This is a genomic window from Flavobacterium tyrosinilyticum (assembly GCF_023656565.1).
Classification (GTDB): domain Bacteria; phylum Bacteroidota; class Bacteroidia; order Flavobacteriales; family Flavobacteriaceae; genus Flavobacterium; species Flavobacterium tyrosinilyticum.
Genome location: NZ_JAMOKG010000001.1, coordinates 914,821 through 938,727, shown reverse-complemented (window position 1 = coordinate 938,727; position 23,907 = coordinate 914,821). Strand labels below are relative to the sequence as shown.

The window sequence follows — 23,907 nt, the reverse complement described above, 5'->3', positions numbered from 1 at the left end:
AATTTATTTTTTGTTTAAAATATTAGTTCTTATTGATAACTTGTAAAATAGTTTCCAAGCTTGGTGTAATCAAATCTGTGATTGGTTTTGGATAGAAACCAAAGAATAATAAAACTGCAATGATTACCGCAAATGAAACTCCTTCGTTAAGCGTAACATCTGCAAAAGTTTTAGAATTAGTTTCACCTAACATTACATGTTGGAACATTCTTAACATATAGTAAGCTCCTAAAATGATAGTTGTTCCGCCAAGAATAGCAAACCAAATATTGATTTGAGATAAACTGTACAATACTGTAAACTCTCCAACAAAGTTAAATGTGCTAGGTAATGCAACAGAAGCCAATACTAAGATTAAAAACATTGACGTGAATTTTGGAGACTGAGTACGGATTCCGCCCATTTCTCCAATTTCTCTAGTTTCATATCTTCTGAAAATTACTTCAGCAGCAAAGAATAATCCCACTACAACAAAACCGTGAGCGATCATTTGCATAACTGAACCTCTTAAACCATCAAGAGTTAAAGTGTAAGATCCAGCAGCGATTAAACCAACGTGAGCAAGAGAAGAATAAGCCAATAATTTTTTCAAATCTTTTTGTCTCAAAGCAACTATAGATCCGTAGATAACTCCTGCAATTCCTAAAGCAATAAAAATAGTCATGTATTCTTTTGCCGCTAAAGGCGCAATTGGCAATTGCCAACGAAGTACGCTGTATAATCCCATTTTAAGCATGATACCAGATAAAAGCATTGTTCCAACTGTTGGTGCTTTTTGGTATACATTTGCTTGCCAAGTATGGAAAGGAATAATTGGAATTTTGATAGCATAAGCTAAGAAGAAAGCCAAGAAAATCCAGAATTGCTCGCAAGCAGATAAGTTTACTTTATATAAATCTTCGATTAAGAAAGAACCTGCTTTTTGGTATAAATAGATAAAAGCAGTTAACATGAATAACGAACCAGCAAGTGTGTAAATAAAGAATTTAACCACTGCTTTTCTACGCTCTTCAGCATCGCCATTACCCCAGATCAAAGCAATAAAGTAGATTGGAATAAGTGCTAACTCCCAGAAGATATAATATAAAAGACCATCAGCTGCTAAGAAAGTCCCGACCATAGCAAATGCCATAAACAAGATTAGAGCATAAAAGCCTTTTGCATTTTTATATTCATTTCCGAAAGAAGAAAATATGATTATCGGAGTTAAAGCTGCAGTTAGTAAAACCATTGCAAGTCCAAGTCCATCACCATTTAAAGCGAAAGAAATTTTTGGCTGATTAATCCAGCTGTTGATTACGCTAATATTTTCACCAGCGTTATAATTATTCAATAATACAATTGAACATCCTAAAGCGGCTAAACTAAAAAGTAAAGCAACTTTTGAAGCTAGTTTGTCACCAGAAAAGTAAGTGGCAAATGCACCAATTAAAAGTATAATTAATATAGTAGAAACGTTCATAGTGATAATATTATTGAGCTAAAAATATATAGGAAACAATTGCACAAAGTCCTAAAACAAATACAAATAGATATAATCCTATACTTCCGGTTTGTAATTTTTTTCCTTGGAAAGCAATTTCGCTTGCTATTTTACCTAATCCAAAAACAGCGGCAGATAATACAGTTTCAACGTGATCTCTAAAGAATTTAGATAAAACATTAATTGGCTTCACAAATACTGCATCGTAGATTTCGTCTACATAATATTTGTCATATAAAAGTCTGCTTAAACCAGTAATGTTTTCATCAGATTCTGGAACATTATCTTGTTTAAAGTATTTTACGTAAGCAATTAAAATTCCAAGTAATCCGCCTAAAACAGCTACACCCATTAAAGTGTATTCTGTTGCACCTAAATGGTGTTCTTCACCTGCCACTTTTGTAAAAAGAGGAGCAAGGTACCCATTTAACCAGCTGCTTCCAGGTAAACTGATCAATCCGCCAAAAGTTGCTAAAATAGCTAAGATGATAAGCGGAATAGTAATTAATGAACCACTTTCGTGTAAGTGATGTTTTTGTTCTTCAGTTCCTCTAAATTCTTTGAAGAAAGTCAAGAACATTAAACGGAACATATAGAAAGCTGTCATGATTGAAGCAACCGATCCAACAACGTATAATGGAATACTGTGGTGGAAAGCTGTCAATAAAATTTCGTCTTTAGAAAAGAATCCTGAGAAAAATGGAACTCCTGAAATTGCCAATGAAGAAATCAACATAGTCCAGAATGTAATTGGCATTGCTTTACGCAAACCTCCCATGTTACGCATATCTTGTTCTCCGTGTAATCCGTGAATTACAGATCCAGATCCTAAGAATAAACAAGCTTTAAAGAAAGCATGAGTAATTACGTGGAAAACCGCTACTTCATAAGCTCCAAAACCTAATGCTAAGAACATTAAACCTAATTGTGAAACTGTAGAGTAAGCCAATACTTTTTTGATATCGTTTTGAACCAATCCGATTGTAGCCGCAACTAATGAAGTGATAGCTCCAATAACCGCAATTACAGTTTGAACATCTGTTGCAAGGTCAAAAACAAAATTTAATCTTGTTACCATAAAAATACCAGCAGTAACCATGGTAGCTGCGTGGATTAATGCAGAAACTGGAGTTGGTCCAGCCATCGCATCAGGCAACCAAGTGTATAACGGAATTTGAGCAGATTTACCACAAGCTCCAATAAACAAGCATAAAGCTGCTAGAGAAAGTAATGGTAAATTTAAATTTGTAGCTCCAGCAATTGCCGTTTTTAAAGTTGCATAATCTAATGTAGAGAACATTGAACCAATGATGAACATTCCGATTAAAAGACCTAAATCTCCAATTCTGTTCATAATGAACGCTTTTTTTGCAGCATCATTGTAATCTTGGTTTTTATGCCAGAATCCAATTAATAGGTAAGAACAAAGTCCAACACCTTCCCATCCAATGAAAAGAACTAATAAGTTGCTTCCAATTACAAGTGTAATCATGAAGAATACGAATAGATTTAAATATGCAAAAAATTTGTGCATATTCTCATCATCGTGCATGTAACTGATAGAGTATAAGTGAATCAAAGATCCAATTCCAGTTACAAAAAGTAACCAAAGAACAGATAATTGATCTAATAAAAATCCAAGATTGATTTTTAAGTTGCTAATTTGAATCCAATCAAATAAAGTAACTTGAATTCCTTTTCCAGTTGAAGTTATTTGATTAAAAAGTAAAAGAGAAACTACAAAAGAAATTGCTACGGCAATAGTTCCGATTGCACCAGAAACTGTTTTGCCTAAGCTTTTTCCAAAAAAGACATTTACTAGAAAACCTAGTAAAGGAGTTAAAACTAAAATTAAAGCTAAATTGGTATCCATTTCTGATTATCCTTTTAAATTTTTTAAATTATCGATACTGATTGATCCGATATTTCTAAAGATAGAAACTAAAATGGCCAATCCTACCGCAACTTCGGCTGCAGCAACCGCCATCGAGAAGAACACAAAAACTTGTCCTTGCGCATCTTGATGATAAGTTGAAAAAGCAACAAATAAAAGGTTTACCGCATTCAACATAATTTCGATAGACATGAAAACGATAATAGCATTTCGTCTGTACAATACACCAAAAATACCAATACAGAAAAGCACAACACTTAAAAAAATGTAGTTTTCAATACCTATTTGATTTAATATATTACCCATTATTTATTTAATTTTTCTTTTTTAGACAATAGAACTGCTCCAATCATAGCAACCAAAAGTAGGATCGAAGCAAATTCGAACGGAACCATATATTCGTTCAATAATATTTTACCTAAAACTTTAATTGATTGGAAATCTTCTCCAGTAGAATCGTATTCACCAACAATTGGTTTCGAGTTAATAAAGATTGTAATCAAAACAATCAATATTAAACAGAAAGAAACAATAGCACCTAAACGTGTAATTCTAGGGCGGTGAACTTCTCGCTGTTCGTTCAGGTTCATCAACATGATGGTAAACAGGAACAGAATCATAATAGCTCCAGAGTAGACTATTATATGTACAACAGCTAAGAACTGAGAATTTAATAGTAAATAATGACCAGCGATTGAAAAGAAACATATTACCAAGTAGATGGCACTATGAATCGGGTTTCTGCTGAAAATAGTCAAGAACGCAGTAATAACGGTAATGAACGCTAAAAAGCAAAAGATAACTTGAACAGTTGTTGCGTGTGCAAAATCAGGAATATGTATCATTTAGTTAGCGTTTTTAAGTTGAGCGTTTTTCAAAGCCATTTCTAAAGGCATTACTAATTTATCTTTCCCAAAAATGAAATCTTCTCTATTGTAATTAGCAGGAACTAATACTTTAGATTCAGTTAAGTAAATAGCGTCTTTTGGACAAGCTTCTTCACATAAACCACAGAAAATACAACGAAGCATATTGATTTCGTAGATTTCTGCATATTTCTCTTCTCTATACAAGTGTTTTTCATCAGGTTTGCGTTCTGCAGCTTTCATAGTGATCGCTTCTGCAGGGCATGATAAAGCACATAATCCGCAAGCTGTACAGTTTTCACGGCCTTGTTCATCGCGTTTCAGCATGTGCTGGCCACGGTAAACAGGACTCATTTCACGAACTTGCTCTGGGTAATGAATGGTAACTTTTTTTCTGAAAAGGTGTTTTACTGTAATAACCAAACCTTTTACAATCGCCACAAGATACAATCGCTCAACAAAAGACATGTCTTTATTTGACACCACCTTTTTTCTACCCGATAATGATATAGTTTCTATTGACATTTTTACTATTATAGTTTATGATTTATAATTTGACATCGATCAAATTCAAAATCTATTTTGTTTTTATTTGAAGCTAATTACAGTTCTTAGAACCCTAAAGCGGCTAAGATTTCGTGTCTTAAAATAACAACACCTGTAATCATGATATTAATAATCGAAAGCGGAATTAAAATTCTCCAACCTAAGTTCATTAATTGGTCATATCTAAATCTTGGAATTGTCCAACGTACCCACATATAGAAGAAAATGAAGAAACATATTTTTATAAATAATGCTCCAATTCCTAATAAGTTTGCTGTATTTACACCTATATTTTCTACCATCCATTGCATTCCTGGGTAGTTGTATCCACCAAAGAATAATACAGAAATAATAGTAGAAGAGATAAACATACTTGCATATTCAGCAAATAAATAGAATCCCATTTTCATAGATGAATATTCGGTGTGGTAACCTCCAATTAATTCGTTTTCACATTCTGCTAAATCGAAAGGAGTTCTGTTTGTTTCTGCAAATGAGCAGATTAAGAAAATTAAGAATGATAATGGCTGATAAAAAACATTCCAATTCATTCCTTGCTGTTGTAATGAAATTTCTTTTAAACTCATTGTTCCAGTCATCATCAATAAAGCAATTATTGATAATCCCATTGCAACCTCGTAAGAAACCATTTGAGAAGCGGCACGAATTGCTCCCATCAAAGAGAACTTGTTGTTAGATGCCCATCCACCAATCATGATACCGTAAACTCCAACAGAAAGAACTCCGAAAATGTACAATAAGGCAATGTTTACATCTGTAGCTTGAAGAATAATGTCTCTTCCGAAAAGATGCAAACGATCTCCCCACGGAATTACAGCACTAGTCATTAAAGCAGTACTCATTGCAATTGCAGGTCCAACTACGAATAAAAATCTATTTGGTGTGTTTGGGAAAAACTCTTCCTTAGAGAACAATTTCATACCATCTGCAAGTGGTTGTAATAAACCTCCCCATCCAGCACGGTTGGGTCCAACACGATCTTGCAAGAAAGCAGCAACTTTACGTTCTGCCCAAGTAGAATACATCGCCATGATCATTGTTACCGCAAAAACGACAACAATAACAACACTTTTTTCTATAATAAATGCACTTTCCATTTCTTACTATTTTTGATCTTTATCAGTTAATGGAATTGCAGCCATACTAATCTTTTTACGGTCAATATCTCTACCTAAAAGAATATTCTTTTCTGTATCGATTGTAACTTTCTCTAATTTTTGAGTGTAGTTGTTTTGGTTGATAACAGAATCTTTTTCAAATTCTCTTGGACCTTCAATTACCCAGTCATTCACATCTTTGTGATCAAAACGACAGCTGTTGCAAATGAATTCTTCCACTTCATGGTACTCGTCTTTACGACCAGTTACACGCTGAATTTCTCCACCAAACATCCAAACTGTAGTTTTTCCGCAACATCCTGGCGTAGTACATTCTCTGTGTGCGTTATAAGGTTTATTAAACCAAACTCTTGATTTAAAACGGAAAGTTTTATCTGTTAAAGCTCCAACTGGACAAACATCAATCATGTTTCCAGAGAACTCATTGTCGATCGCTTTAGAAATTCCAGTTGAAATATTAGCGTGGTCACCACGATCCAATACTCCGTGAACTCTGTTGTCTGTCAATTGATCTGCAACTTGCACACATCTTTGGCATAAAATACAACGGTTCATGTGAAGTTGAATATTTGGACCAATATCTTCTGGTTCAAATGTTCTTTTCTCTTCAATGTAACGTGATTTCGGATTTCCGTGCTCAAAACTTAAATTCTGTAAATCACATTCACCAGCTTGATCACAAATAGGGCAATCTAATGGGTGATTGATTAATAAAAATTCTGTTACAGATTTACGGGCTTCAGTTACTCTTGCAGACGATTTACTGTTAACTTCCATACCATCCATACATCCTGTTACACAAGATGCCATTAATTTTGGCATTGGTCGTGGGTCAGCTTCACTTCCTTTAGAAACTTCAACTAAACAACAACGACATTTACCGCCGCTGCCTTTTAATTTTGAGTAATAGCACATGGCTGGCGGTACTAAATCCCCTCCAATCATACGTGCAGCCTGCAGGATCGTTGTTCCTGGTTCTACGTCTATACTTTGACCGTCTATGGTTACTTTCATCTCTTTGTTTGTTTTTTTAGTTTCAGGTTTAAAGTTTCAAGTTGTTGGACTTGAAACTAAAAAAACTTGAAACTTGAAACTATTTTAAACTTTTTTGTTGAAAGTCGGAATATTGAAAAGAATTGCTGTCCTTTTTAACATTATGAACTTTATAACTTTCTGCTTTTTATTTTTATACGATTACTTTACCGCCAACTAAATGCTTAACTTGTGAGAAAGGCTCGGCAACAAAGTGATCTCTGTTTTTAATTTTTTCTGGGAAACGAACGTGATATTCAAATTCATCTCTAAAGTGACGAATCGCTGCAGCTACTGGCCAAGAAGCAGCGTCACCAAGAGGACAAATTGTGTTTCCTTCAATTTTACTCTGAATGCTCCACAATAATTCGATATCTTCTTCACGGCCTTGACCGTTTTCGATTCTCCATAAGATTTTTTCTAACCATCCAGTTCCTTCACGGCATGGAGTACATTGTCCGCAAGACTCATGGTGGTAGAAACGAGCAAAGTTCCAAGTGTTTCTAACGACACAAGCAGTATCGTTATAAACAATAAATCCTCCAGAACCTAACATAGATCCAGTAGCAAAACCACCATCACTTAAAGATTCGTAAGTCATTAAACGATCTTCGCCATTTGCTGTTTTGAAAATCAATTCAGCTGGTAAAATTGGCACAGAAGAACCTCCAGGTACAAATGCTTTCAAAGGTCTACTTGAAGACATTCCTCCTAGATATTCATCAGAATTCATGAATTCGTCCACACTTAAACCTAATTCAATTTCGTAAACACCAGGATTTTTAATGTGCCCTGAAGCAGAAATTAATTTAGTTCCAGTAGAGCGTCCAATTCCAATTTTAGCATAATCATCACCAGAATTGTTTACAATCCATGGCACCGTCGCAATAGTTTCAACATTGTTCACTACGGTTGGGTTTGCCCAAAGACCAGAAACTGCTGGGAAAGGCGGTTTAATACGAGGGTTTCCTCTTTTACCTTCCAATGATTCAATTAATGCTGTTTCTTCTCCACATATATATGCTCCAGCTCCACAGTGTACATGAAGTTCAAGATCATAACCTGATCCTAATATATTTTTTCCTAACCATCCGGCAGCTTTTGCTTCGGCGATTGCTCTTTCTAAGATTTTGAAAACCCACATATATTCTCCACGAATGTAGATATACGATAGGTTAGCGCCCAAAGCATAGCTTGAAGTAATCATTCCTTCGATCAATAAGTGAGGAATATATTCCATCAAAAATCTATCTTTGAATGTTCCAGGCTCAGATTCGTCGGCATTACAAACTAAGTGTCTTGGTTTTCCTGATTTTTTATCAATAAAGCTCCATTTCATTCCCGCAGGGAAACCTGCTCCACCACGTCCACGTAATCCTGATTTTTTTACTTCTTCAGTAACTTCATCTGGAGTAAGTGTTTTTAAAGCTTTTTCTACAGAAGCATAACCACCATTTTGGCGATACACTTCGTAGGTTTTAATTCCAAGAATATTGATTTTATCTAATAATATTTTTTGTGACATCTTATTTATCGTGTAATATTATTTTATCATCTCTACAATCAGCAATGATCTGATCGATTTTTTCTTCTGTCAGTTTTTCTTTGTAGAAATCTCCCAATTGCATCATTGGAGCATATCCGCAAGCACCTAAACATTCTACACCGGCAATGGTAAACATTCCGTCTGGAGTTGTTTCGCCCATTTTAATGCCAAGTTTTTCAGAAGTATAATCCATTAAATCCTCGGCACCTCTTAAACAGCAGCAAGAAGTCTGGCAGAACTCAAACATATACTTACCAATTGGCTTTTGGTTGAACATCGTATAGAAAGTAACCACTTCATAAACCTCAATTGGTTTTATCTGAAGAATCTCGGCAACTTTATCTTGCAATTCAATACTAAGCCAGTTGTTGTGTGCATCCTGAACCTCGTGCAAAACAGGCAATAAAGCCGATTTTTGTTTGCCCTCAGGATAATGACTGATCAATTCATTGATACGAGCGATCAATGCCTCAGTCATGTTTATTTCTTGTTTGTAATGTTTACGTTCCATTTTTATTTTAGATTTTAGATTTTAGATTTTAGATTTTTTCAAATCTTTATCTACAATCCTTATTCTTCAATCTTTGTTTTAAGTTTTAGATTCTTCAATCTGAATTTTACAATTCTTAATTATAATTTTAAATCTAAATTCTAAAATCTGCATTTTCATTCAGCAATCTAAAATCTACAATTTAAAATTTACAATCTGTTAGGCGTCTAATTCTCCTGCAATTACGTTCAAACTTGATAAGATGATAATTGCATCAGAAAGCATAGCACCTTTAATCATTTCAGGGAATGCTTGATAATAAATAAAGCATGGTCTTCTGAAATGTAATCTATATGGAGTTCTGCTTCCGTCTGTTACTAAATAAAAACCAAGTTCTCCATTTCCTCCTTCTACTGGGTGGTAAATTTCTGCAACTGGTACAGGAACTTCTCCCATTACGATCTTAAAGTGATAAATTAAAGATTCCATAGAAGTGTAAACGTCTTCTTTTGGAGGAAGGTAGTAATCTGGAACTTCGGCATGATATTCGTTCCCTGGAGGCATTTTTTCTAACGCCTGACGAATAATACTTAAACTTTCCCAAACTTCAGCATTACGAACACAGAAACGATCGTACGTATCTCCTGATTTTCCAACAGGTACAATAAAATCGAAATCTTCGTAAGAGGAGTAAGGTTGTGCTACACGTACGTCATAATCAACTCCAGCAGCACGTAAGTTTGGACCTGTAAATCCGTAAGCCATTGCTTTTTCAGCAGTGATACCACCTACGTTTACAGTTCTATCAAGGAAAATTCTATTTCTCTCGAATAAGTTTTGGAATTCTTGCCAAACTGGTGGAAATTCTTCAAGGAATTTGTCTAGTTTTTTGAAAACTTCTGGAGACCAGTCTCTTTCAAAGCCACCAATTCTTCCCATATTTGTAGTCAAACGAGCTCCACAAATTTCTTCGTAGATTTCGTAGATTTTTTCTCTAAATTGAAAAACGTATAAGAAACCAGTATACGCACCAGTATCAACACCCAAAATACCATTACAGATAATGTGGTCTGTAATACGAGCCAGCTCCATAACGATAACTCTTAAGTACTGTGCTCTTTTAGGAACTTCAATGCCTAATAGTTTTTCTACAGTCATCCACCATCCCATATTATTGATAGGAGATGAACAGTAGTTCATACGGTCTGTAAGAGGTGTAATTTGATAAAAAGGACGATTTTCGGCAATTTTTTCGAATGCTCTGTGGATGTAGCCAATAGTTGGCTCAGCCTCAAGAATTTTTTCACCATCCATCAACAAAATATTTTGGAAAATACCGTGTGTAGCAGGGTGAGTCGGACCTAAATTCAGTACAGAAAGTTCACTTCCGTCTTCGTTTAGTCTCTCCTTAATTATTTTAGCATATCGATGCTCTGGTGGTAATAATAGTTCTGACATTTTATAATGTTGAATTATTTTTTAGCAATTTGTTGTTGTTCTTCCGAAGAATCGGTCATCCTTATCTGTTCTTCCGCTGTCTTCCAATGGGAATTCTTTTCTCATTGGGTGAGACTGCATTTCATCCATATTTAAAATACGTTTCAATTGAGGATGTCCTATAAAGTCAATTCCGTAGAAATCGAAAGTTTCTCTTTCCATCCAGTTAGAAGACAAGAAAATGTTTGAAACCGATTTAATTTCTGGTTTGTCGCCGTTTAAGAAAACTTTTATTTTCAATCTTTTGTTTTCGTACCAGTTGTGTAAATGATAAACAACTGCAAACTGACGTTCTGTTTCGTTATCTGGATAATGAATGCCGCATAAATCTGTTAAGAAATGAAAACGTAATTCAGGATCATTTTTAAGGAATAGAATTAGGGGCGTAATTTTATCAGCCGAAGCTTCTAAAGAAAAAATATCTCTTTCTTGCTGAAAATTGAAAACATCGTTATTAAATGTTTCAGTAAGTTTATCTTGGATCAGGGTATTTTCTAAAGCCATCTTATGAGATATTATATGAAGCTAATAATTCTTGGTATTCAGGTGAGCTTCTTCGTCTCACAGATTCGCTTTTTACCAGGTCTTGAAGTCTCATAACTCCATCAACAATTTGTTCTGGTCTTGGCGGACATCCTGGCACATAAACATCAACAGGAATTACTTTGTCAATTCCTTGAAGAACAGAGTAAGTGTCAAATACTCCTCCTGACGAAGCGCATGCTCCAACAGCAATAACCCAGCGAGGTTCTGCCATTTGTTCGTATACTTGTCTTAAAATTGGAGCCATTTTTTTAGAAATAGTTCCCATAACTAATAACATATCGGCTTGTCTTGGCGAGAAACTCACACGCTCAGAACCAAATCGAGCTAAGTCATAGTGAGATGCCATTGTTGCCATGAATTCGATACCACAGCATGAAGTCGCGAAAGGAAGCGGCCATAATGAGTTAGCTCTTGCTAAACCAACAACATCACTAAGTTTTGTAGCGAAGAAACCTTCACCAGTAACTCCTTCTGGCGGCGCAACCATATTTACTTTTGAATCGCTCATTTTATTTTAGATTTCTGATTTTAGATTTTAGATTTTTGAAATCGTAAAAGGTAAAATCAATTTTTTAAATCAGTACTTTAAATTTGAATTCAAATTTTAAATCTCAATATTAGATAAATCTAAAATCTCAGATCTAAAATCTAAAATTATTATTCCCACTCTAATGCTTTCTTCTTGATGATGTAAAAGAAACCGACTAAAAGCAAAGACATGAAAACTAACATTTTTAGCATTCCTTCAATTCCTAAGTCTTTAAAGTTTACTGCCCAAGGATAAAGGAAAATAACCTCTACGTCGAATAATACGAACAAAATGGCAACTAAGAAGTATTTTACAGAAAATGGAATACGGGCGTTACCAACAGATTCGATACCACACTCGAAGTTTTTATCTTTAACTTCAGAGGTTCTTCTTGGTCCTAATTTTCCAGAAATAATGATTGTTCCTACCACAAAACCAACAGCTAGAATAAACTGCATTAAAATAGGAATGTAACTGTATTGATCAGATTGCATAAACTTCGATTTTTTACTTAAAAAATGAGCCACAAAGATAACTTGGAACTCTGTAAAACACAAGCTAAAAAAGGATTTAAGTAGGGTAGTAAACCGCGTTTATGTCTAATTTTTATTCATTATAAATAACATTGCGTTATTTTAATATTTTTTTAAGAAATGGGTAAAAAAAAACGTCCCGATACTTCGGGACGTCTTCTGAGACCATTCAGAGGCAAAAAAAATAAATTGCTATATTTTTCTTAGATTACTGCTACTTTAGCAGCAACTTTCCCTTTTCTTCCTTCTTCTTCTTCATAGCTTACACGGTCACCTTCGCGTAATTCTTCCGCGTTAATTCCTGAAGCGTGAACGAAGATGTCTTTTCCTGTTTCTTCGTCTGTAATGAATCCATAACCTTTAGATTCATTGAAAAATTTTACTGTACCTGTACGCATTTGTAATGTAATAATAATTTATAATAAAACAAATGTAATATTTAAAATCATACAAAAGACATATACGTGTTAATTTTTTGTAAAAATTATTGATTTACAGTGTTTTTACGCGGTTTATTGCGTCAAATTGTTTATAAAATACCATAATTTGCGAATCATTAATTGTAGGAATATAAAAACATTACGTTTGTAGGAATATGATAATTCACAAAAAATAGCATTTAAGATTTTTCTTAGTATTTCGTTAAATTAAAAAAGCCGCTGAAATTTCAGCGGCTTTTTGTTTTTTTATGAATAATTTACTTCAAATTAAGCAATATCTACTTTAATTCGAAGTTCTTTTAATTGTGCGTCGTCAATTGCAGCAGGAGCATCAATCATTACATCGCGTCCTGAATTGTTTTTAGGGAAAGCGATGAAATCTCTAATTGTTTCCTGACCTCCCAGAATTGCCACAAGTCTGTCAAGACCAAAAGCAAGTCCTCCGTGAGGTGGTGCTCCAAATTGGAAAGCATCCATTAAGAAGCCGAATTGTGCTTTTGCTTCTTCTTCAGTAAATCCTAAATATTTAAACATTAATTGTTGTGTCGCTTTATCGTGAATACGAATAGATCCACCTCCAATTTCATTTCCGTTTAAAACCATATCATAAGCATTTGCACGAACTTTTCCAGGTTCTGTTTCTAGTAAAGCCATATCTTCTGGTTTTGGAGAAGTAAATGGATGGTGCATTGCATGGTAACGACCGCTTTCTTCGTCTAACTCTAATAATGGGAAATCTACCACCCATAATGGAGCAAATTCTTCAGGATTACGTAAGCCTAAACGAGTTGCTAATTCCATACGTAAAGCAGAAAGCTGAGCACGTGTTTTGTTTGCTGGACCAGAAAGAACAAAAATCATATCTCCAGGATTTGCTTCTGTTGCTTTTGCCCAGTTTGTCAAATCGTCTTGATCGTAGAATTTATCTACAGATGATTTGTAAGTTCCGTCTTCGTTACATTTTACATAAACCATTCCTGATGCTCCAACCTGCGGACGTTTAACCCAGTCAATTAACCCGTCGATTTCTTTACGAGTATAATTTCCTGCTCCAGGAACAGCAATTCCGACAACTAATTCTGCGGCATTAAATACAGGGAATTCTTTGTGTTGTGCAAATTCGTTTAATTCTCCAAACTTCATTCCGAAACGGATGTCCGGTTTGTCATTTCCGTATGTTTTCATGGCGTAGTCGTAAGTAATTCTTGGGAATTTATCTACTTCAATGCCTTTAATTTCTTTTAATAAATGTCTTGTCAATCCTTCGAAAATATTCAAGATATCTTCTTGCTCTACAAATGCCATTTCGCAGTCAATCTGAGTAAACTCTGGCTGACGGTCTGCACGTAAATCTTCGTCACGGAAACATTTCACAATTTGGAAATATTTATCCATTCCACCTACCATCAATAATTGTTTGAAAGTTTGCGGAGATTGCGGTAAAGCATAAAACTGACCTTCGTTCATACGGCTTGGCACAACAAAATCTCTCGCTCCTTCTGGAGTCGATTTGATTAAATATGGAGTCTCCACTTCGCAGAAATCCAAATCAGATAAATATTTACGAACTTCCATTGCCACTTTGTGACGGAATAATAAACTATTTTTTACTGGATTTCTTCTAATGTCCAAGTAACGGTATTTCATTCTGATATCTTCTCCACCGTCAGTTTCATCTTCAATTGTAAAAGGAGGAGTAAGTGCAGTATTTAAAATCGTTAATTCTGAAACTAAAATTTCAATTTCACCAGTTGGGATGTTTTTGTTTTTAGCTTCACGTTCAATAACAGTTCCTTTTACCTGAATTACAAATTCACGTCCAAGTGTTTTTGCCAATTCAAAAACAGTTTTATTAGTACGACTTTCGTCAAAAATAAGTTGTGTAATTCCGTAGCGGTCACGTAAATCGACCCAATTCATAAATCCTTTATCGCGTGATTTTTGAACCCAGCCTGCAAGTGTAACTTCGGTATTAATATTTGAAGCGTTTAATTCGCCACAATTATGACTTCTATACATAATCAAAATTTTAGATTGCAAAAGTAAATACAAAATTCAAGATAATATAGTAAAGTGATAAGTTGATGCAGAATAATTTTAAATATTTTGTTAATTCCAAAAACGGAAAGCTTTAATTTCTTTAGTTTTGATTATCTAAAAACTAATTGAAACACCTATGAAAAAACTTTTTGTTGCAGGTTTAGTAATTTTGAATGCTTTAAACATTGTCGCTCAAGGCACAAATACTATCAAGTTTACGGCTACAATTGCCAATAGAAATAGTGATACTTTAATAATTAAAGGAAGAGATAATTTTGAGAAAGTAATCCCGATTGATAAAAAAGGAGTTTTTGCAACCACTTTTGATGCTCCTCAAGGATTTTATGTGTTGTATGATGGGAAGGAATCTTCTAATTTGTATTTAAAGCCAAATTCTGAAGTCAATTTAACACTAAACGCGCAAGAATTTGATGAAACGATTGTGTATAAAGGTAAAGGAGTGGAGGAAAGTAACTTTTTAGCACAACAGGCTTTAAATGATGAAAACTTTACTAAAGAGGCTTTTACTAAAGAACCGAATGAATTTACTGCTTTACTAGATAGCAAATTGAAATCGGATACAGAAAAAATAGAGAAGAGTGATTTTCCGGCAGAGTTTAAAACTGCCTTAAAGCGCAGTTTTGAAAGTTTCCACCAATATGTTGCGCAAGATTATGAAAGGGTTTTAAAATCAAATAAATTTATAGGGAAAGCTTCTCCGAGTTTTGATTATGAAAATTATAAAGGAGGAAAAACCAAACTTTCTGATTTTAAAGGGAAATATGTTTACATTGATTTATGGGCAATTTGGTGCGCACCTTGTAGAGCTGAGATTCCGTATTTAAAAAAGCTTGAAGAAAAGTATCATGGAAAAAATATCGAGTTTGTGAGTATCTCTATTGATAAATTGAAAGACAGCGACAAATGGAGAAAATTTGTTTCCGATAAAAGTCTTGGCGGTACACAGCTTTTAGCTGATAAAGATTGGGAATCTGAGTTTATTGTTAATTATAATGTAACTGGAATTCCAAGATTTATTCTGTTAGATCCAAGTGGTAATATTGTAAAATATGACGCTGCAAGACCTTCAGATCCAGAATTGGATAAACAGCTTACAGCATTATTGAACTAATTTATTTACGAAATTTACAACGTTATCGTAAAGTTCAAATATTTCTAAAATACCAGTAAAACCAGTGCTTGAGCGCTGATTTTTTTATTTTATCTATTTTTCCAATGTTAAGTTTTTAATCAATGTTACCAAATTGTTAAGCAAAAGTTTTTTTAATGTAAACAATTGATTATATTTGATAAAGATTTCTTAACATTAAATACCTAAAGATATGAAAAAGAGTGTAATTTTAGCTGCAATATTGTTCTCTGGAATTGTAGTTGCACAAGAAGGAAAGCCTGAATTAGAAGCTGCTGGAAACAAGGTAAAAGCAACGTATTACTATGAAAATGGTAAAGTGCAGCAAGAAGGCTTTTTTAAAGACGGTAAATTAGACGGTGTTTGGGTATCTTATGACGAAAATGGAAACAAAAAAACCGTTGGAGAATACGCAGACGGAGTTAAAACTGGCAAATGGATTTACTTTAATGAAGACAGCTTGAAAGAAGTTGCCTATGTTGACAACAAAGTAAGTTCGGTTAAAAATTTACAGAAAAATGCTTTAGCAAACAGAAATTAATCACATAATTTCAGTCCAATTATAAAAAAACCGTCCCATTAGAAAGGGGACGGTTTTTTTATGCTTTTACTTTTTTAGATTTCTTGTTTCTTCCAAACCAAATTATAAATCCAGTGATAGGAAGTATTGCAGCAATTAAACTCACGGTAAAAGCTATAATTTTTCCTGGAAGATCTAAAACTTGTCCCGTGTGTATTCCGTAATTCATTTCTACCACTTGTAATCCTAAAGTTTTTTTATCAAATGTCTGGCTTTGAATCAATTTTCCGCTTGACGGATGAAAATAATAATTGCTCTGCTGGTCGTAACGTAAGGTATGCGGATAGGCACCTGTACTCACAATATCGCCTTTTTGTTGCGGAATCATTACAAAGAACATTTCTGCTTTTGGCTGTAATTTTAAGGTTTGGATAAATGCTTTGTCAATTGCGTTAACTGAATTTACTTTGAAAGTGGTTGTGTCAATTACAGGCAATTTGGTTTCGGTTTCTTTGTCTCCACCAAAATTGAAAGATTTATAAATTCCGTCGCCAACCCATTCGTACGTAAAAGTAAGTCCGGTTATGGCTAGAATTAAAGCTATTATAGAGATATAAAAACCGGTGGTATTATGCCAATCGTAATTGACACGACGCCATTTTGCAGACCATTTGATGGTGAAACTTCTTTTAATATCGCTTTTTCGTTTTGGCCACCATTGTATAATTCCCGAAATTAATAATAGAATAAAAATAATGGTTGCGCCACCAATAATATGTTTTCCAATGTAATCGGGCAGGAGCAGATACAAATGAATGTATTCTACAATAATAAAGAAATCGGTTTTTGGATTTTCTGTTTTTAAATATTTACCTGTATAGGGATTAAAATAAAGATACAAATTTTCAGTATCCGAATAGGTATAAACAATTGCCGATCTGTTTTTTCCGTAATAAGCAACCATGCTGGTTTTGTTTGCCGGAACAACTTCCTGTGCTTTTTTCTGTAATTGAGATGGTAATAGAAAAGGTTTATTTTGAAGTTCAACCAAACGCCATTCTTTTCTTGTGATGTCTTTTATCTCGTCGTGAAAACAAAAAATGCAGCCCGTAATACAAACTATAAAAACAATAAGCCCAGAAATTAATCCGAGCCATTTGTGTATAAAACGTATTTTGGTTTTGAATCCCATATTTTGATTAAAAGCGTAAAAGTATACTCAAAATCTATATAGGGCAAATATTTCGAAAGTATTTTGTTTGTAAGGGTAAAGTGTTGGTAAAAGAAAAATCTCGCAAAGTCGCGAAGTCGTAGAGAATATTAGAAAAAGTCTTTGCGATTTGGCGTTTTGCGAGATTAAAAAACTTTGTGTCTTCGCGCCTTTGTGGCAAAAATCATTTAAGAAACTGCTTTTTTAGGCTTTAAATTATAAGCGGTGTATAATGAAATTCCAGCTAGGAAAATCCAGAAAACGTCAATAAAGAAAATCTGAAATTTGTTTTCCATAAATGAAGTCCAGAACCAATTTCCAGAAACGATTCCGTTGGTAATTGGAATTAAGAATCCTAAAATACTTCCTGAAATCAGACAGAATTTGTTGGTAAAAGCATCATTCTTTTTAATAATAAAGAAAATAGTCAGCAATAGCCAGCCTCCAAAATAAAGTGCGTACAAATTGGACTGACTTAACGGATAGAAAATTTTACTTCCTATAAAAGCCAGTGCTGTAATTGGATACATGCTCAAGCAGATGGCCAAATAAATGCGAACAACAGCATTATTGAAACGTCTTTTCTTTTCTGGCATATTGTTTTTTTGTCGGGCAACAAGCCAAATCATAACTCCAGAAATAATGACAAAACAGGTTATAATTCCTAAAAGGAAACTTACAATTTTTAAAGCATATCCGCCATAATCGCCAAAATGTATTCTATACAAAACATTTTTTACAACATCCAAATAACTGGTTTGTGCAATTGGGTCTTTTTTTGCAATTTCTTTTCCGTCGGCAACTCTATAAACTACTTTTCCAATTCCAGTAAACTTTTTATGGCTTAAAAGTTCGCCTTCTACCAAAACATGCATATTAGCATCTCCATAATTTTGGATAAAAACACGGGTAATTTCAAAATCGGCCCAATTCTTTTTGGTTTTGGCAACCAGCTCATTAATATTAAATGGATTAGCCAGTTTTTTATTTTCAAATTTATAATCGGGATCTGTATATTCCAGTTCCTTGTATAGTTTATCTTGGTCTCCTTTGTATAAAGCCATTACGGCTGGTGCTACAATTAAAAGTTTAATCATAAAAAATGCACCTGTAACTGCATATACAAATTGAAATGGCAAACCAATCATTCCTAAAGCTGTATGAGCATCTGTCCAAAGTGTTTTTAATTTTTCTTTCGGACGGAACATGTAAAAATTAGAAACAATTTTATTCCAATGCAACAAAACGCCTGTTATGATTGCGAATAAAAAAAACAAAGCTGTAAATCCAGATAAATAGTATCCTACAGGATATGGAATTTGTGCCAGAAAGTGCAGACGGTATAAAAGCTCCCCTAATGAATACGATTCTTCATAAGTATAGCTTTTGTAATTTTTGTTGTCTAAATAAAAAAACTCTCCTGCTTGCTGTTTTTTTGGAGCCAAAGTGTCTTTGGTTCCTTCCATATAAACCGCAACTCGATTTTCTACTGAAGGTTTAGAAATAGTGATATTTCTTCCGTGCAAAACATATTTTTTGTCCAGATGCTGCAGTGCGTTATTGTAATCTAATTGAATTTCTCTTGTGATTGCTGTAGATTCACTTCTTTCCCAATTGATGATTTCATCTCTAAAAAAAGAAAAAGATCCAGCGAAGAAAATTACAAAAAGAACTACACTGATAACGATTCCGCTGACAGTATGCGTGTGAAAATAGATATTGTAATGACGGTTATTCATAAATATTATTGTGCCGTATTATAGGTTTGACCCCAATAGATAAAAAGACAAAAAAGTAAAGAAAGCAAGATGTAAACTCCCCATACTTTCCAACCACTTTTGGCTAAAAATGCGATGATCATTAAAGCGACCCATAGAATAAAACCGCTAAAAGCCATTGTGATTAATACATTGGCACGGTTAAACCAAGAAGCTAAAGCCAAATGAAAAGTAACAGAAACAAAGTATCCTCCTAAAATTGCAGCAGTAATTTTGGAAAAGCGTGGCCAAAAAGAGGGATTTAGATATTTTGAATTTGCTGGCATAATTTGATAATGATTACTGGTAGTAGAATTCTGTTAGTGCAATAAAAACCAGTAATGCCAAAAGTAACTTACTGTTTATTTTTTTTAATGGTGTAAGGATAATGATTAAACTTCCAACTGTCATGAGCTGAATAAAAAACATCAAAGTGCCACAGCCTAATGATTGTGTAAAAAGCCACATCATGTAAGCAGATAACAAAAGCATTAAGCCAATGATTTTAGTTTGCTTTGGATTTTTCTGCATCCATTTTTCAAAACCCAAATCATAAGACAATACAGCTCTTTTTGAAGTATAATAAAGAGTGTAAAAAGCTAAAAAAACGATAACGCTGGCAGTTGTAATCATAATCTTTAAAATTTAAAAAACACCTTTCTTTTATGAGAAAGGTGTTTTTGCTGTTTTTTATTAGAATCTGTATGAGAAGTTCGCTGCTACAGTTCTCATGTTTCTTGGATGAATTGTTGACCAACCATCATATGTATCAACATTAGCAAGATTGTCTAATTTTAATGTCAATGTATATTTTTCTGTTCCGTAGAAAATAGAAGAATTTAAAACAGTATAAGAAGGGATTGTAAATTGACCAACACCGTTTCTGTTCATGATTAAGTTTTTGTCGGCGTAGTTTCCTCCAAATCCTAAACCAAAACCTTTTAAATCTCCTTCAGGGAATTTATAACTTGCCCAAAGATTTGCTAAGTTTCTTGGTCCTGAACTTTCTGGTCTACGTCCTACAAAAGAAGGATCTCCAGCGTTTAAGACAGCATCAACATAGCTGTAACCCGCTACGATGTTTAAACCATCAATAGGATTTGCAACAAATTCTGCTTCAAAACCTTTATTTCTTTGTGCTCCATCTTGATAAGGTGTTTGAGATGTAGCTGTATAAACTACATAAACTTGGTCTTTTACCTGAATGTCATAGTAGCTAAATGTCGCGTAAAGTTTATCTTTAAACACGTTTAATTTTGTACCAATTTCAAATTGGTTAGCGTGTTCTGGTTTGAAAGTTCTTGGGCGAGTAGTTCCGTCACCTAAAATTTCTGTTACTGGAGCAGAATTAGCAAAACCATCCATATAGTTTGCAAAAAGCGAAACTTTATCTATAATTGGCTGATAAACGATACCAAATTTAGGAGAAAATGCAGTTTGATTAAAATCATCAGCATTTGTTGATACATCACCAGCAGTTACAAAACGGTCAACACGTAAACTTGCCATTGCTGATAAAGCAGGTGTAAAATTGATTACATCTGAGAAATAGGCGCTGTAAACTTCTTGTTTTGTTTTGTTCATGCTAATTCCCGCACTTGCAATAAGAGCATCAGTTCCAGCTTTAGTTAAGTTTCCATTATCTCCATTAGTGATGTATTTAGTAGGATCTGTGATGTTATAAAGATATTGATTCACAGTGGCAACATCTAGATTACCAATATAGATATTACCATTTCTTACGTAATTAGAGCTATTGTCAACCATGCCTCTGTTGAAGTAGTCTAAACCAACAACAAGACGGTTTCTTAGACTTCCTATTTTAAAGTCTCCAATAAAGTTTTGTTGAATATCTGTTGTTAGAGTTGTTGAATTTTGATAATTCATAGAACGTCCTAAAACAATTCCTTCGCTTATTTCAGCTGGAGCGTATTGTGTTCCTTCGTATAAATAGCTATAGTATCCATTAGATGAAGAAGAACCTCTTGAAACTACAGTTTGTGAAGTCCATTGGTCATTGAATTTGTACATCATTTGACCTTGTAAATTGTATGAAGGAGTTTCGATTGCCAATTCATTACTAGTGTAAGAACGTTTGTTATCATAACCTAATTCATCCATATTGTGAACTCTCAACGGAGCTGCTCTATCTAAAAATAACATAGTAGCGTTTGTCTGTTTGTTGTTCATGAATTCTGTATTAATGAAAAACGAAAGTTTGTCATTTACTTGGTAAGATAATGATGGAGCAAAAAAGAACGATTTTTTAAATCCAGCATCTTGGAAACTGTTTTCTGTATGATAAGCAGTATTTACGCGGAAATTAATTCTGTGTTCCTCGTCCACAGGAGTATTAACATCTGCCGTTACTCTGTTTAAACCGTTGCTTCCAGCAGTGTAGCTAACTTCTCCTCCAAAACGATCATAAGGTTTTTTTGTAGTTAAGTTAATTAAACCTCCGTAAGAGATTAAACTGCTTCCGAATAAAGTACCAGAAGGACCTTTAATTACTTCAATTTTATCTATGTTAGCAGGATCTAAACCTCCGTTTGTTAATCCTGGTAATCCATTAGTCATTGTTGGCTGTACAGCAAATCCTCTTAAAGAGAAGTAACCTGCACCATCACCTCCACGACCTGTAGAAGCCCAAAGAGGTGTTAATCCTGGAGCATTTTTAAGCGCATCATCAAGATTGGTAACTACTTGTTCTTTTAATAACTCAGCAGTAATTGTAGTATAAACTTGTGGGTTTTCAAGATTTTTAAGAGGTAATCTTGATACTTGTTGTGTTTCTTTGCGAGCTAGCGGATTTTTTCTGTTTCCGTTTACAACAATTTCATTTAATTCTTGAGAGTTTTCACTAATTCTAAAATCCTCAATAATTGAATCGCCACCATTAAGGCTAACGCTTTTTTCTTTAGAAGAATAACCAATTCCAGAAACTTTTATCACATAGTTGCCTGGTTTAATATTTTTAATTTCATAGAAACCGTTGGCGTCTGTGTTAGTTCCTATTTTTGTTCCTTTCAATGTGACAGATACATTATCTGCAGCTTGATTATTTGTTAAGCTAATTTGACCTTTAATAGTTGCTTTTTCCTGAGCCAAAGCAGATACGCTGGTCATTAAAGCAAAACAAAAACTCAAAAAAGAAACTGTAAATTTTAATTTCATTTTTATTTAGAATTAATTTTGATAGTGCAAATTTAATTGTTGGACTGCAACTAAACAAGTTATTCTTATTTATTCTAAATTAAATATTTTTTAAAGGGTAAAATTTACATTTTTTTAAAAAATTAACATCTTAAGCTAAAATTAAGCCAATTTTAAGCAAAAAAACCTGCTCAAATTAATGAACAGGTTTTTATTATTGTCAAAAATTACTTTAAAAATTACAGCTCTAAAGCACGTTTAGCGTCGCCATTCATCAATAATTCTACTGGGTTTTCTAAAGCCTCTTTTACAGCAACTAAGAAACCAACAGACTCACGTCCGTCGATGATTCTGTGATCGTAAGAAAGAGCAACGTACATCATTGGGTGAATTTCAACTTTTCCGTTTACAGCAATCGGACGCTCGATGATGTTGTGCATTCCTAAGATTCCTGATTGTGGAGGGTTGATGATTGGAGTAGATAACATACTTCCAAAAACTCCACCATTAGTAATTGTAAAAGTTCCTCCAGTCATATCGTCAACTGTAATTTGACCGTCACGAGCTCTTAAAGCTAATCTTTTGATTTCAGCTTCAATTCCACGGAAAGTCAATAATTCAGCATTACGAACAACAGGAACCATTAATCCTTTTGGTCCAGAAACTGCGATTGAGATGTCAGCAAAATCATAAGCGATTTTGTAATCACCATCCATCATTGAGTTAACATCTGGATATAATTCTAAAGCTCTTGTAACTGCTTTTGTAAAGAATGACATAAAACCTAAACCAAGACCACCATGTTTAGCTTTGAAAGCATCTTTGTATTCGTTACGAATTTGGTTGATTGGTGTCATGTTTACTTCGTTGAAAGTAGTAAGCATAGCAGTTTCATTTTTAGCTGAAACTAATCTTTCTGCTACTTTACGACGTAACATAGATAATTTTGTACGCTCAGTTCCACGGCTTCCTCCTGTTGGAGTTCCCATAGATGGTACTGCATTTACAGCATCATCTTTAGTAATTCTTCCGCCTTTACCAGTTCCAGAAACTGTTGCTGGAGCAATATTTTTTTCGTCTAATATTTTTCTCGCTGCAGGAGATGGAGTTCCAGCTGCATAACTTGTTGCTGCCGGAGCCGCTTTCGGAGCCTCAGCTTTTGGTGCTTCTGCCTTTGGAGCTTCCGCTTTTGGTGCCTCAGCTTTAGGAGCTTCCGCCGCTGGAGCTGCACCACCTGCTGGTTTAGCAGCATCTGTATCAATTAAACAAACTACAGCACCTACAGCTACTGTATCACCTTCTTCAGCTTTTAGTGTAATTACACCGCTCATTTCAGCAGGTAATTCAAGAGTAGCTTTATCTGAATCAACTTCAGCAATCGCCTGATCTTTTTCTACATAATCTCCGTCTTTTACTAACCAAGTTGCAATTTCAACTTCTTTTATTGATTCCCCTGGTGATGGGACTTTCATTTCTAAAATCATCTTATTTCTTTGTTTAAGGTTTTTATGGCTTCATTCCTGATAGTTATCGGGG

23 protein-coding genes are annotated in these 23,907 nt (G+C 34.3%); 2 read left to right on the top strand and 21 right to left on the bottom strand.

Annotated elements, in window-relative coordinates:
• Positions 1-22: 22 nt before the first annotated feature.
• From NCC77_RS04140 to aspS, 15 genes are all read right to left on the bottom strand, one after another.
• Entirely contained in the window at positions 23-1,462 is a 1,440-nt protein-coding gene (locus NCC77_RS04140; protein ID WP_250834470.1) for a complex I subunit 4 family protein, read from the bottom strand.
• A 10-nt stretch (positions 1,463-1,472) separates the two neighbouring features.
• Positions 1,473-3,356 (bottom strand): NADH-quinone oxidoreductase subunit L, encoded by a 1,884-nt coding sequence (gene nuoL, locus NCC77_RS04135; RefSeq protein ID WP_250834469.1) that lies wholly within the window; start codon positions 3,354-3,356, stop codon positions 1,473-1,475.
• A 6-nt stretch (positions 3,357-3,362) separates the two neighbouring features.
• Positions 3,363-3,683 (bottom strand): NADH-quinone oxidoreductase subunit NuoK, encoded by a 321-nt coding sequence (nuoK, locus tag NCC77_RS04130; protein WP_008466103.1) that lies wholly within the window; start codon positions 3,681-3,683, stop codon positions 3,363-3,365.
• Positions 3,683-4,222, bottom strand: a complete 540-nt coding sequence (locus NCC77_RS04125; RefSeq protein WP_095929645.1) for an NADH-quinone oxidoreductase subunit J family protein — start codon at positions 4,220-4,222, stop codon at positions 3,683-3,685. The genes nuoK and NCC77_RS04125 overlap by 1 nt, the downstream gene beginning before the upstream one ends.
• Positions 4,223-4,768 carry a NuoI/complex I 23 kDa subunit family protein gene (locus NCC77_RS04120; protein WP_111286267.1) on the bottom strand — a complete coding sequence of 182 codons (546 nt, stop codon included), beginning with the start codon at positions 4,766-4,768 and terminating at the stop codon, positions 4,223-4,225.
• 86 nt (positions 4,769-4,854) lie between these two features.
• Positions 4,855-5,907 (bottom strand): NADH-quinone oxidoreductase subunit NuoH, encoded by a 1,053-nt coding sequence (gene nuoH, locus NCC77_RS04115; RefSeq protein ID WP_250834468.1) that lies wholly within the window; start codon positions 5,905-5,907, stop codon positions 4,855-4,857.
• A 6-nt stretch (positions 5,908-5,913) separates the two neighbouring features.
• Entirely contained in the window at positions 5,914-6,942 is a 1,029-nt protein-coding gene (locus NCC77_RS04110; RefSeq protein WP_091490522.1) for an NADH-quinone oxidoreductase subunit G, read from the bottom strand.
• 172 nt (positions 6,943-7,114) lie between these two features.
• A complete protein-coding gene (nuoF, locus tag NCC77_RS04105) occupies positions 7,115-8,485 on the bottom strand; it encodes an NADH-quinone oxidoreductase subunit NuoF (RefSeq protein WP_250834467.1) in 1,371 nt (456 codons plus the stop codon).
• A gap of 1 nt (position 8,486) precedes the next feature.
• Complete coding sequence (locus NCC77_RS04100) at positions 8,487-9,017, bottom strand: complex I 24 kDa subunit family protein (RefSeq protein WP_012023324.1); 531 nt, start codon at positions 9,015-9,017, stop codon at positions 8,487-8,489.
• A 198-nt stretch (positions 9,018-9,215) separates the two neighbouring features.
• Positions 9,216-10,454, bottom strand: coding sequence for an NADH-quinone oxidoreductase subunit D (locus tag NCC77_RS04095; RefSeq protein WP_095929651.1), 1,239 nt, complete (start codon positions 10,452-10,454; stop codon positions 9,216-9,218).
• A 21-nt stretch (positions 10,455-10,475) separates the two neighbouring features.
• The gene (locus NCC77_RS04090; protein WP_250834466.1) at positions 10,476-10,997 is read right to left on the bottom strand and encodes an NADH-quinone oxidoreductase subunit C; all 522 of its coding nucleotides are present in this window, start codon (positions 10,995-10,997) and stop codon (positions 10,476-10,478) included.
• Between the two features lies 1 nt (position 10,998).
• Positions 10,999-11,547, bottom strand: a complete 549-nt coding sequence (locus NCC77_RS04085) for an NADH-quinone oxidoreductase subunit B (protein ID WP_095929653.1) — start codon at positions 11,545-11,547, stop codon at positions 10,999-11,001.
• A gap of 149 nt (positions 11,548-11,696) precedes the next feature.
• On the bottom strand, positions 11,697-12,062 hold the full coding sequence (locus NCC77_RS04080) for an NADH-quinone oxidoreductase subunit A (RefSeq protein ID WP_095929654.1): 366 nt from the start codon (positions 12,060-12,062) through the stop codon (positions 11,697-11,699).
• Between the two features lie 242 nt (positions 12,063-12,304).
• Positions 12,305-12,499, bottom strand: a complete 195-nt coding sequence (locus tag NCC77_RS04075; RefSeq protein WP_007137066.1) for a cold-shock protein — start codon at positions 12,497-12,499, stop codon at positions 12,305-12,307.
• A gap of 309 nt (positions 12,500-12,808) precedes the next feature.
• Positions 12,809-14,560: an aspartate--tRNA ligase gene (gene aspS / locus NCC77_RS04070; protein WP_248729017.1), complete on the bottom strand. Its 1,752-nt coding sequence runs from the start codon at positions 14,558-14,560 to the stop codon at positions 12,809-12,811.
• A gap of 157 nt (positions 14,561-14,717) precedes the next feature.
• Here aspS and NCC77_RS04065 point away from each other — a divergent pair, with 157 nt between their 5' ends.
• Positions 14,718-15,713 carry a TlpA family protein disulfide reductase gene (locus NCC77_RS04065; RefSeq protein WP_250834465.1) on the top strand — a complete coding sequence of 332 codons (996 nt, stop codon included), beginning with the start codon at positions 14,718-14,720 and terminating at the stop codon, positions 15,711-15,713.
• A gap of 211 nt (positions 15,714-15,924) precedes the next feature.
• On the top strand, positions 15,925-16,272 hold the full coding sequence (locus NCC77_RS04060; RefSeq protein ID WP_198854876.1) for a toxin-antitoxin system YwqK family antitoxin: 348 nt from the start codon (positions 15,925-15,927) through the stop codon (positions 16,270-16,272).
• Between the two features lie 58 nt (positions 16,273-16,330).
• Here NCC77_RS04060 and NCC77_RS04055 read toward each other — a convergent pair whose 3' ends face one another.
• From NCC77_RS04055 to odhB, 6 genes are all read right to left on the bottom strand, one after another.
• Positions 16,331-17,443 carry a PepSY-associated TM helix domain-containing protein gene (locus NCC77_RS04055; RefSeq protein WP_250834464.1) on the bottom strand — a complete coding sequence of 371 codons (1,113 nt, stop codon included), beginning with the start codon at positions 17,441-17,443 and terminating at the stop codon, positions 16,331-16,333.
• Positions 17,444-17,649: 206 nt separating this feature from the next.
• Positions 17,650-19,200 (bottom strand): PepSY-associated TM helix domain-containing protein, encoded by a 1,551-nt coding sequence (locus tag NCC77_RS04050; protein ID WP_250834463.1) that lies wholly within the window; start codon positions 19,198-19,200, stop codon positions 17,650-17,652.
• Between the two features lie 5 nt (positions 19,201-19,205).
• Positions 19,206-19,505, bottom strand: a complete 300-nt coding sequence (locus NCC77_RS04045; protein WP_250834462.1) for a hypothetical protein — start codon at positions 19,503-19,505, stop codon at positions 19,206-19,208.
• A gap of 13 nt (positions 19,506-19,518) precedes the next feature.
• Complete coding sequence (locus NCC77_RS04040) at positions 19,519-19,851, bottom strand: hypothetical protein (RefSeq protein WP_250834461.1); 333 nt, start codon at positions 19,849-19,851, stop codon at positions 19,519-19,521.
• 60 nt (positions 19,852-19,911) lie between these two features.
• The gene (locus tag NCC77_RS04035) at positions 19,912-22,392 is read right to left on the bottom strand and encodes a TonB-dependent receptor (protein WP_250834460.1); all 2,481 of its coding nucleotides are present in this window, start codon (positions 22,390-22,392) and stop codon (positions 19,912-19,914) included.
• Between the two features lie 218 nt (positions 22,393-22,610).
• A complete protein-coding gene (gene odhB, locus NCC77_RS04030) occupies positions 22,611-23,855 on the bottom strand; it encodes a 2-oxoglutarate dehydrogenase complex dihydrolipoyllysine-residue succinyltransferase (RefSeq protein WP_250834459.1) in 1,245 nt (414 codons plus the stop codon).
• Positions 23,856-23,907 lie beyond the last annotated feature (52 nt).